The following is a 9,560-nucleotide window of genomic DNA, read 5'->3' as shown; positions in this document are numbered from 1 at the left end:
ACGACACCTTATATGATCCCGATCACCACCTCAAAGTAGCTCAACAATATCAGACTGCATAAAATTTCTACCCAAAAAGTTTGGTGGTTAGCATAAATAGCCCGGATGTCGAGGGGCGAAGCCCCGAAGACTCCGGGAAAGAAGAGCTCGGGAAAGATATACGACCCCGCCAGGGTGTCGCACTTACCCAGTCAGTCAATCAGTGCGACACCCTGGCGGGGTCGAGGATTGCTTGCGAGGCCGGGTCCACGGGTCTTCGGGGCTACGCCCCTTGACCCGTGGCTAAACACCGTGCACCCCTGCCGGGGTGCCTCGTTCCCCACCCTTCATAATGAGTTGATGGACTTCTGTGCTACTCAAATGCGTCACCCCTGCACCCCTCGTCGACCTGGGGCTTGTTGCTGAGGACTTTAGCTATATTTGCGTAGAGCTGAAAACCACTTGAGCAACCAACCACTATGCGTCAGACGTTCGTCAGAGGGCTCTTGGCTACCCTCTTTATACTCACTTCACTCACCGCTATGTCACAAGTCCACATCTACCAGGGCGCGTACCCGTACAGCAACGAGATCCTCTACACCTGGGATGGAAAGCATCTCTATCAGGGAGCTTACGCCTATAGCACCGAGATCCTCTACACGTGGGACGGGAAGCACCTCTACCGGGGCGCTTATGCCTACAGCACCGAGATCCTCTGCACCTGGGACGGGAAGCACCTCTACCAGGGCGCATACCCGTACAGCACCGAGATCCTCTACACCTGGGATGGGGAGCATCTCTACCAGGGCGCGTATGCCTACAGCACGAGTATCCTCTACACGTGGGACGGGAAGCACCTCTACAGGGGCGCTTACGCCTACAGCACGGAGATACTTTACACGCTGGACGGAGCGGTGCCGGTGCCTGTCTTAGTCGCGGGGCTGCAGCTTTAGGCTCTTGATCGAATTGGTTATCTTTGTCGAAATGAGACAAAAGCTTATGAGATCATCCTTCCTATCCCTCGCCGCACTCCTCCTGACCGCCTGTACTGCCACGGCTCAGGTGCGTGTGCAGCAGTATAATGTCTCCACCCTGCCGGACAATAGTGTCGTCTATGCCCTGCCGGAGACGCACCTCTATGCGACCGTCACCTACCGGATGGTGGTACGACAGCCGGGCGAGCTGGCTCTCTACGCCGATCGTTACCTCGGCGTGCGGGATGCGATCCTGGAGCCCTCCACCTCCTATCAGCTGGTGAGTGTCGACCTCGGGAGCTATGGCGTGCCGAGCGACTCGCTGAGATATGCCGTGGAGATGCACCGCAATAGCAGCGCTGCCAATGTCGCCCTGACGGAGGATGGTCGGCTTGTGGCGGTCAATGTCGACTCTACCATTGAGCTTCCCTCCCTGCCGGTCGAGAAAACGATTGAGGCGGTCCATGATAAGGACTTCGGTGACCTGAAGAGCCTCCCCTCGGACTACATCCGCGCCACCACCACCTCCAAGCGTGCTGAGATCGCGGCACAGGAGATCTATCGCCTCCGGGACAGCCGCACGGCGGTGCTATCCGGTGAGACCGATCAGCCCTTCGCGGACGGTCAGGCACTCCGTATCGCCGTGCAGGGGCTGGATGCCGCTGAGCGAAGCCTCACGGAGCGCTTCATCGGCACTACAGATACCATCACGTACGTCCGGCTCATCCACCCACTCGATATAGTGGAGGGACAGCAGGTGGCAATGCGCTTCTCTGAGCGGGAGGGGCTCCTCTCACCGGACGACCTAAGAGGCGAACCGATCTACCTGGATACGAAGATCACCGAGCGCGCACCGGTGCTCGCCGAGAGGGATCAGAAAAAGAAGGAGAAACAGCTCCGCAAGGGCGTCGTCTACGTCGTCCCCGGCTCAGCCGACATCCGGCTCCTCTATCGTGGCAGCCGCATCGCCGGTGGCAGCTTCCCGATAGCGCAGCTCGGTTCGCTCGAGGCACTTGAGGGCGGGCTCTTCACCGACAAGCGGATGGAGACCTCCGTCCGCTTTGATCCCGCCACTGGCGCCATCCTCAAGGTCGACTCCCGTCCCCGCCAGTAAGTTTGCTCTACACCGGAAGGAATAAAAAAAGTCCTCGCAGTGCTGTGTGTACTGCGAGGACCTTTTTCCATTACATGTCCGTATTGAGCCGGCGGTATAGAGACTGGAAGTAGGGGGCGGCGTAGTCGGCGGGGCGGAGGACCTGGTCGTCGCAGAGGACGACATCGAGGTCGAGTGCCACCTCTCCGCCCGGGGTGCGGACGCGCCCCGCTCTCTCCTCCAGCTCTTTCATCCGCCGGGCGAGCACGTCCGGTTCCTCCCGGCTGTCGAGGATCAGCAGCGCATTTCGGTAGAGTCGCCCACTACCCTTGGCATCCTCCGACGTCATCGCCTCCGTCAGCTGCGCCTCGGGGAGAGCCTCAAGGATCAGCTCCCGTAGAGACCTTGCCCGATCCGCATCATAGGTGGTCCCGGCAAGGATGATATAGTGATGCGAAAAGGGCACTCCCAGTCCCTCCAGCCGAAGCCCGATGAGCAGCTGGACAAAGCCACGCGCTGCGAGGTAAAGGAGGAAGGCAGTCATGAGCCGCGCATTACCGTCCTCAAACGGCATGCCGAAGTCTACCACAAAGAAGAGCACCACCGCCACCAGCATACTCCACATCATCTCCCGCGTCGCCGTCATGCCGATGAAGACACCGTCCATCACGAAGCCTATGCAGCCAGCCAGCGGGATCACCACCACGTAGGGCAGATACAGGAGCGCCTGCTGCAGCACCTCCTCCCGGTCGGTCAGGAGTGCCAGCAGCTCCCCTCCCGCGACGGCATAGATCGCTGTGACGATCAGCCCGAGCCCGATCCCCCAGCCGAGCAGTCGCCGCACCGCCGTGCGCACTGCCTCCCGCGACCGCTGCCCATAGGCGTCTCCCACGATCGCCTCGCCCGCATTGGCAAAGCCGTCGATGAAGTAGGAGAAAAGGGTGAAGAACTGGTACAGCAGCGCATTCCCCGCCAGGGTCAGCGTCCCCATACGCGTCCCGGCGTAGACAAAGTAGACGCTCACGCACGCCATCAGCAGGGTGCGGAAAAAAATGTGGACATTCGTCGAGAAGTACCGCTCCAGCTCCTCCCCGAGGGCGCTCAGCCGGTGTGGCAGCGTCACCTTTCCCCTCCGCACATAGAGCAGCAGGACACCGCCGGCGAGCAAGAGCATCCCTAGCCACTGCGCCACCAGAGTACCGATGGCGATGCCCTCTATCCCCCGCCCCTCGCTCAGCACGAGGAAGGCCGAGAGCCCGATATTGACGAGGTTGGTGATGATGCTGACCGCCATCGGGTACCAGCTGTTTTGCATCCCGATGAACCACCCATTCATCGCATTCGTCGTCAGTATCGCCGGCGCCCCCATCACTACGATGGCGAAGTAGATCAGCGCATACCGCTCCACCTCCGCCTCCGGAGCGAGCACGGAGAGGATCATCCGCGAGAGAGGTGTCTGCAGGAGGATGATCAGTAGTCCGCCGACCAGCCCTATGAGGAAGGACTGCGCCAGCGTCCGTCCCATGCGCTCCCGGCTGCGGCTCCCGTAGGCCTGCGCCGTGAGGCCGGAGGTCCCCATACGGAGGAAGGAGAAGACCCAGTAGATGAGGTTGAAGAGCGTCGTCGCTATCGATATGCCGGCGATCGGCGCCGCATCCTCCAGGTGACCCGTCAGCCCCATATCCACCAGCCCGAGGAGGGGCACGGTGAGATTGGAGACAATATTGGGGAGGGCGAGCCTCAGTATGCGGCGATCGAGGGAGCGACCGGAGGCAGACGACATAGGGTGGACTACTTTGTGAGTGGTTTCTCTAAGAGGTTACTGTCCCCGTAGGAGAGGAAGCGGAAGTCGTGGTCGAGCGCAAAGCGGTAGATCTCGCGCCACTCCTCGCCGACAAAGGCCGCCACAAGGAGCATCAGCGTCGAGACCGGCTGGTGGAAGTTTGTGATCAGCTTGTCCACCAGGCGGTAGCTGAAGCCTGGCTCGATGATGATCTGCGTGTCGCCGATCAGTGCCGGGCTCCCACTTCGCTCCAGATAGTCGATCAGCGCATCGAGTGCCTCCGGCACCGACACCTCATAGGTCCGCTCGTAGGGCATCCACTGACCGACGTGGAGCGGCTCCTCCACACCCTCCAGGACGTTGATCCCCATATAGTATAGGCTCTCCAGCGTGCGGGTGGAGGTGGTGCCCACGGAGACGATCTTTCGCCCTGCCCGCTTCTGCTCGGCGATGGTCCGGAGTGCCTCCACCGGCACCTTGATCACCTCCTTGTGCATCTCGTGACCGCCCATGGTGCTGCTCTTGACGGGGGCAAAGGTCCCCGCTCCCACATGCAGCGTCACGCGCGTCTGACGGATCCCTCGCTCCTCCAGCTCCCGTAGCACCCGGTCGGTGAAGTGCAGCCCGGCGGTCGGAGCGGCGACACTCCCCTCGATCCGTGCGTAGACGGTCTGATAGGTGACGAGGTCGGAGGCCTCGGTGTCGCGATTGAGGTAAGGCGGTATCGGCAGCTCGCCCACCTCCTCGAGGATGTCGGCAAAGGAGCCATCGGTATCCCATGCGAAGCGAACCAGTCCGTCGCCCACTCGCTCCACGGAGAGCGTGCCGCCCGAGATCGGTCGCGTGAGACGCTCCTCCTTCCACTTCGACGCATTACCGATCATGCAGTGCCAGGTGACGCTGTGGTGCGAGGCAAAGGACTCCTCATAGAGTTTCGGCTCGTAGGGATCGAGGCAGAAGACCTCGATGCGTGCGCCGGTGGAGCGGTGGAAGACGACGCGGGCATTGATCACGCGCGTGTCATTCATCACCATCAGGTCCTCTGGTGAGAGCAGGCTCGGCAGATCGTAGAAGTGGTGCTCGCTGATCGTCCCCTCGGGACTGAGGTGGAGTAGCTTGGAGTGATCCCGCTCCAGGAGGGGGTACTTCGCGATGCGCTCCTCGGGCAGAGGGTAGCTGTAGTCGCTGATGCGTATATTCTTATAGTCGTCCATAATCTGATCCTTTTGTGACTGCAAAAGTACCCAATTTGCACATACTGCTCCGTCTCCCCGACAGTCGTACCTGCTCCTTCTGCCCAAGTTTTTGGAGAGAAAAAAGGGGAAAACTACAGCCTGTAGGTGAGGGCAAGGGCGAGGTCGGTGGTGAGGGGACGGTCGGAGGTGCGGGTGAGGGCGATGCGACTGTGGAGCGCGACGTGTCTGCCGAGATGCCACCGGAGCCGTCCGGTCAGCTGCACTCCCTGCCCACGCAGCATCGTCCCGCCATAGAGGTAGGGCATCCAGAGCAGGGTGCTGTGCATCACCTGCCCCGCTGTGAGCCGGAAGAGCCTCACCTCGCCCTCTGCCAGCATAGACGTCCCATCGTCGTAGCGCACCCTCCCCGTCACGCCGCCTCCGAGACCCTCTCCCTCGGTGTGGAGCAGCCGAACCTCCTGTCGCGTGAACCACCTCGCCCCATGCCTATAGTCGCTGCTGTACCGGATCGTCCACTGACGAGGCTTATCCGGCACAGCGAGCCACCGGAGCGTCAGGAGAGAGGAGCCGTGGTAGTCGCTCTTGCCCACTCTCGCCATGAGTATCGTCCCTGAGGGCGAGCCGGCGGCAGTACGACGAAAGCGGTCGACCACCACCATGCCGGTGACGTATCGTGCCACCTCGCCGCTCCACTGTAGCCGATACCCCCGCTCGTCCCGCCCTGTTGAGTAGTGCCCGTCTCCTGTGCCGTAGGGGGAGTAGCGCTCTCGACCGAAGTAGCGACCCGAGAGGGTGAGCGCCCCCAGCATCTCGTCCAGGTAGGAGAGGCTGCCCTCAGCGGCCCTCTGCTCTCCCGGTGCTAGGGTCACCTCGCCCGATGCGATCACCCGCTCCCCCATCCAGTAGCCGTCGATCGATCCCTCCCTCAGCACCCGCGATGCGGGATAGCGCACTGGAGGCAAGAGCAGAGTCCCCGAGTGGGAGCGGTGGCGGTAGATCAGCCCTGTCGCGCCGATGTGGGCGCTCTCGCTCTCGTACGAGAGGTAGCCCCCGACCATCTCCCGCCGCGCTGTATGGCGATGGCGGAGGGAGGGGGCATCGCGGTGGAGCCCGGTCCTGTAGAGTGTCTGAAGCCTCTGCCCCTCGATCCGTGCATCGATCGGCTCGTACCCGCCGAGGAGCACCAGCTGCATCGGTCCGAGGTCCTGCGCCACGGCCAGCCCCCGCAGATAGTCGTACTCTCTCGCCGACCGGTGGGGACGCAGGTCGCGTGTCATCCGATCCGGGATGCCGGTCCCGTAGATTGAGGAGGAGAAGAAGGAGCGTCCCTGCCCCATCAGCAGTCCGCGACCCGTCGTGAGGCGAAAGTCACCGAGGAGAATGGCTCTCCTCTCGTCCCGGTACCGGAGCGTGCCGCTGAGGTGATCCATCCATCCCTCGCGGACCGGGCGGAAGGGCTCTCCCCGGTCCGTCTCCCCCACTAATGCCCAGTCGAGGTGCTTCCCATTGTCCCCCACGGAGCGGATCAGCAGCGAGGCGGACCCCTCCTTGTAGAGCGATCCCACTGCATGCTCTCGCCGAGGTCGGGGAGGGCGGTCGTCCGCGGTGCTCACCGTGAGGTAGGGGTAGAGTAGGGATAGGAGGTGGAGCTCAGCGCCCTGCACCTCCTTGAGGTCGTAGACCGAGCCTAATCGCCCGCTCTGTGAGCGGAAGAGGAGAAAGTTTCGGATAAAGAATGGATCCAGGAGTGGTACGCGCGCCAGCTCGTCTGCCGTGGCGGTATTGAGGTCCAGCGGATGAAGCTCCAGCCGCTCCAGCTCCTCGGCCGCCCCCTCGCGCGCCTCATCGTCCTCGATGAGCGCTAGGATAGCCTCCGAGGAGAGGCTCTCCTGAGCGACTACCCGCATGCATAGGCAGGTCAGCCCAACCAGCAGGAGGAGACGAAGGCCTCTACCGGCGCTGCTCCTCCTCACCGTTGTCGAAGAGAGTAGGGCGGTGCTTCGTCGCATCGCCCACGATCCGCTCCATGACGCATCGTCGCACGAAGTCGGCCCTTGACCGACAGGGATGGCGCCTGAGGTACCGCTCGATGATCTCCATCTGGCTCTCGGAGAAGAGCACCGTCACCCGCACCGTATGTGGCTCCTGCCGGATCGTCTCTCCCCGCCGTCTCGATCGTCTCATGCTGTGGACTCTTATCTCTCGCTGGTAGTCTGTGACAGGTAGCCGCGCCGGTATACGCCTCGATCGAAGTTCCCCTCCGCTCCGCCTCACCTCCTGAGGGCAAGCACTTAGCGGTATGAGGCTATCGGGTCCGGTCATGGCTTACTATCCTTACTCGGTGGTAAATGTACCTCTTTTTGCCAAAAGGCTGCCCGCTCCACCCATCCACTCCAGGTCTCTTGCGTAATGACCTGTCCCCCAGCCTCGACATCTCTAAGCGCTCTGAGGCAACTCTAATACCGATATTAGAGTTGCCTAATATCGGTATTAGACGACACTAATATCGGTATTAGATTTTAGCCCCCTCGACCCCGCCCGACTCGTCCGACAAGGTAGCGCGCCGTGAGGTGAGGTGGCACGTCGCAGGTGAGGGGGCAGGGTCGTGTTATTTTATTATCTTTGCTTTGTTTTTGAAATAATTTATCGGTGAGGCTTAGTCTGCTTGGCGGATGGGGTCTCGCTCTTCTCTATTATTTATGGACTGGCTAACCAATCTCTTTCTGCAGCACGGCGTCGCACAGGCGATCGTCGTCCTGTCCCTTACGATCGCCGTGGGGCTGCTGCTGGGGAGGATCAAGTTCTGGGGCATCTCCCTCGGTACTGCGTTTATCCTCTTCGTCGGCATCCTCTTCGGCCAGCTGGGACTCTCCATCGATCCAATGATCAATAGCTTCTTCAAGGACTTTGGTCTGGCGATCTTCGTCTACTCCATCGGTCTGGAGGTGGGGCCCAGCTTCTTCTCAAACCTCAAGTCTAAGGGCGCCAAGCTGAATGTCCTCGCCGCCATCGGTGTCTCGCTGGCAGCGGTGGTGACGGTGGCACTCTTCTACATCACCGACATCCCGATGCAGACGCTGGTGGGTGTGATGAGTGGCGCGGTGACCAATACCCCGGGACTTGCCGCTGCCCAGCAGACCTATCAGGACATCACCGGTGTCGCTGATCAGTCGATCGCTCAGGGCTACGCCGTCGCCTATCCGCTCGCCGTGGTCGGCATCATCATGACTATCGTGATGACGAAGGTGGTGGCTAAGGTCAATACCGATGAGCTGGAGAAGCGGCTTACCGCACAGTCTGACGCGGAGACCAGCGAGACGGAGGGTGTCTCTGTCGAAGTGACCAATCCGGAGCTATTTGGGAAGACGGTCGTGGAGCTGAAGAAGCTGGTGCCGGACACCGGCTTCGTCGTCTCTCGTGTGCTGAAGAAGGATACCGGCGAGACTGTCCTCGTGAATGGTCTGACACGATTTGAGGAGGGAGACAAGCTCTTTGTGATCCTCAATACGACCAACGAGCAGGATATCATCTCGGCTGTCGGTAAGCTCGACACATCGGATCACGTGACCTGGGTGGAGAAGTCTCAGGACGTGATCGCCCGCTGGGTGCTGCTCTCGGATAGTAAGCTCAATGGTAAGACGCTCAAGGACCTGAAGCTGAGGGAGCACTTCAACGTCAGCGTGACGCGCGTCGATCGCGCCGGCGTGAAGCTGGTGGCCGTCCCTTACCTGAAGCTGCAGCAGGGCGATAAGCTCCTCTGCGTCGGCGGAGAGAAGAGTGTCAGCGCTGCGGCACACTCCTTCGGGGACTCCTCCAAGGCGCTCAATAAGCCCAATCTCTTTGCCATCTTCCTCGGGCTGATCCTCGGTATCATCCTCGGCATGCTGCCGATCGTGATCCCCGGTCTCTCCGCCCCGCTCAAGCTGGGTCTCGCCGGTGGTCCGCTGATCGTGGCCATCATCGTCGGCCGCTGGGGTGCAGAGTTTGGCCTGCCGACCTACACCACCACGAGTGCCAACCTGATGATCCGCGAGATCGGCCTCTGCGCCTTCCTCGCCTGCGTCGGTCTCGGTGCCGGTCAGGGCTTCATAGAGACGCTCACCCAGGGAGGCTACGCGTGGCTCGGGTACGGACTCCTGATCACACTCCTACCGCTGATCGTCGTGGCATTTATCGGGCATAAGTTCTACCGCTTCGACTACTTCACCCTCGCCGGTATGATCGCCGGTATGACCACCGACCCGCCCGCACTAGGCTACGCTCAGACGCTCACCTCCCGCAATAAGCCGCTGATCGGATATGCGACCGTCTATCCTCTGGCGATGTTTATGAGGATCCTGATGGCGCAGCTGCTGGTCCTGCTCTTCTGCGCGTGACGGCAGAGTGACGCTCTACGAGGCGACCGCCCCTCTCGGTGATGAGGAGGGCGGTCGCTTCTTTGTACTTAACGGTAAAAAAGGTATTTTTGCCATCGGGGGTCTCCACACGCTTGATCGCACGGAGAGCCTCCTGCCGGTCCGTTACGGGCAGAGGAG

General features: G+C 61.3%; 7 protein-coding genes. 3 read left to right on the top strand and 4 right to left on the bottom strand.

Annotated elements, in window-relative coordinates; genetic code table 11:
• Positions 1–458 precede the first annotated feature (458 nt).
• Positions 459–932: a hypothetical protein gene (locus QZR17_RS04765; RefSeq protein ID WP_297128313.1), complete on the top strand. Its 474-nt coding sequence runs from the start codon at positions 459–461 to the stop codon at positions 930–932.
• A gap of 46 nt (positions 933–978) precedes the next feature.
• The gene (locus QZR17_RS04760) at positions 979–2,067 is read left to right on the top strand and encodes a DUF4831 family protein (RefSeq protein WP_297128310.1); all 1,089 of its coding nucleotides are present in this window, start codon (positions 979–981) and stop codon (positions 2,065–2,067) included.
• 70 nt (positions 2,068–2,137) lie between these two features.
• Here the strand turns inward: QZR17_RS04760 and QZR17_RS04755 are convergent, their stop codons facing one another.
• From QZR17_RS04755 to QZR17_RS04740, 4 genes are all read right to left on the bottom strand, one after another.
• Positions 2,138–3,829: an MATE family efflux transporter gene (locus QZR17_RS04755; protein WP_297128307.1), complete on the bottom strand. Its 1,692-nt coding sequence runs from the start codon at positions 3,827–3,829 to the stop codon at positions 2,138–2,140.
• 8 nt (positions 3,830–3,837) lie between these two features.
• The gene (locus QZR17_RS04750; RefSeq protein WP_297128304.1) at positions 3,838–5,043 is read right to left on the bottom strand and encodes an S-adenosylmethionine:tRNA ribosyltransferase-isomerase; all 1,206 of its coding nucleotides are present in this window, start codon (positions 5,041–5,043) and stop codon (positions 3,838–3,840) included.
• 113 nt (positions 5,044–5,156) lie between these two features.
• Complete coding sequence (locus QZR17_RS04745) at positions 5,157–7,034, bottom strand: helix-hairpin-helix domain-containing protein (RefSeq protein WP_297128301.1); 1,878 nt, start codon at positions 7,032–7,034, stop codon at positions 5,157–5,159.
• On the bottom strand, positions 6,976–7,209 hold the full coding sequence (locus QZR17_RS04740; RefSeq protein WP_297128298.1) for a hypothetical protein: 234 nt from the start codon (positions 7,207–7,209) through the stop codon (positions 6,976–6,978). The genes QZR17_RS04745 and QZR17_RS04740 overlap by 59 nt, the downstream gene beginning before the upstream one ends.
• Positions 7,210–7,724: 515 nt before the next feature.
• On the opposite strand from QZR17_RS04740, the gene QZR17_RS04735 reads away from it, so the two are divergent.
• Complete coding sequence (locus QZR17_RS04735) at positions 7,725–9,401, top strand: putative transporter (RefSeq protein WP_297128295.1); 1,677 nt, start codon at positions 7,725–7,727, stop codon at positions 9,399–9,401.
• The last annotated feature ends 159 nt before the right edge of the window (positions 9,402–9,560 follow it).

It is taken from the genome of uncultured Porphyromonas sp. (assembly GCF_900541275.1).
Classification (GTDB): Bacteria; Bacteroidota; Bacteroidia; order Bacteroidales; family Porphyromonadaceae; genus Porphyromonas_A.
Note: the sequence above shows the minus strand (reverse complement) of the source record. Positions and strands in the feature narration are given on the sequence as shown.